Genomic DNA, 1,411 nt, shown 5'->3' on the forward strand with positions numbered 1-1,411 from the left:
GCCAAGGAGGCGGCCGCGTCCGCCGAGGTGGCGAAGGGACGCTTCCTGGCGGTGGTCAGCCACGAACTGCGCACGCCGTTAAATGCCATTATCGGCTTCTCGGATATGCTGCTGCATGAGATGTTCGGCGCCTTCAAGGATCCGCGCCAGAAAGAATATGTCGGCTTGGTACGGGATTCGGGCCAGCATCTGCTCGCCGTCGTAACCTCGATACTCGACGTGTCCAGGATTGAATCGGGCGTCTATGCGACCGAACCCGAGCCGTTCCGGTTCGCGGAGGCGGTCGATATGTGCCAGTCGATGATGCAACTGCAGGCGCAGGCCAAGAACATCGATCTGCAGGCGCAGATCGCGCCGGACGCCGGCGACATCAATGCCGATCAGCGCGCCGTGCAGCAGATGCTCATCAACCTGGTCTCCAACGCGATCAAGTTCACTCCCGACGGCGGCGACGTCGTCGTCGGCGCCAAGCGGATCGGTTCGCGCCTGCATTTCTGGGTCAGGGACACCGGCATCGGCATCGCCGAGGAGGATTTCGCCAATCTCGGCAAGCCCTTCATGCAGATCCAGAACGACTATACCCGCCGTTTCGAGGGGACTGGTCTTGGCCTTTCACTGGTCAAGGGCCTGGTGGCGCTGCACGAGGGCACGATGTCCATCGAAAGCATGCCAGGCGAGGGCACCACGGTGACCATCAGCCTGCCGGTGAACGGACCGAAGGGACATCAGGCGGAGAAGACCGGCGTGCTGACCATGCCTGTGGCGATGGCGAAAGGGGACAGAGATGGCTCGCTCCGCAAAACCGGCTAAGGCGGTCAAGCGCCGCAGCAATGCCTTTCAGGACGGCGCTGTCGCCGTCGGCGGCATGATCTCGCGCAATCCTGTCCTGGTGGGCGGCTCGACGGCGTTCCTGGTGACGCTGTTCTATGTCTCGGCCAATGCCTTGTGGTACCAACCTTTCCCGCATGCCGGCGCATTTTTTGCGACCCGCAGCATTGCGGGCTTTCCGCACGCGACGCCCGACGAACCGGAGACGACATTCAACATCGTGCGGCCATCCGGCGCGCCGGCACCGATCAAGGGCGATCCGGTTGTCGAGCAGGTGCAAGGCATATTGAAGGATCTCGATTTCTATTCCGGGACGGTCGACGGCATTTCCGGACCCAACACCCGCAAGGCCATCCAGGACTATCAGCAGAAGGTCGGGCTCAACACGTCCGGCGAGATCGACGCGCTTCTGCTCGATCAACTGGGCGCGACGCCGAAGACAGCTTCCGTCGTGCCCAGACCGCAGCCGCGCCCGGATATGCCGGCCGCCGTTCCGGTGTCTTTGCAGACAGGTTCGGGACAGACAAATTCCGGGCAGGCGGATGCCGCGACGCAAGCGCCCGATGCCCGCATCGTCAAGATC

At 63.0% G+C, this 1,411-nt stretch carries 2 protein-coding genes; both read left to right on the plus strand.

Going from position 1 to position 1,411, the window contains the following annotated elements:
- A partial coding sequence (locus EN994_RS31460) for a HAMP domain-containing sensor histidine kinase (protein ID WP_164746414.1) occupies positions 1–810 on the plus strand: 810 nt, incomplete at its 5' end.
- Positions 785–1,411, plus strand: a 627-nt coding sequence (locus tag EN994_RS31465; RefSeq protein ID WP_164746415.1) for a peptidoglycan-binding protein, incomplete at its 3' end; no start/stop codon positions are given. The genes EN994_RS31460 and EN994_RS31465, both read left to right, overlap by 26 nt.

Origin of the sequence: Mesorhizobium sp. M7A.F.Ca.CA.002.09.1.1, assembly GCF_003998555.1 — a bacterium.
GTDB lineage: Bacteria > Pseudomonadota > Alphaproteobacteria > Rhizobiales > Rhizobiaceae > Mesorhizobium > Mesorhizobium ciceri.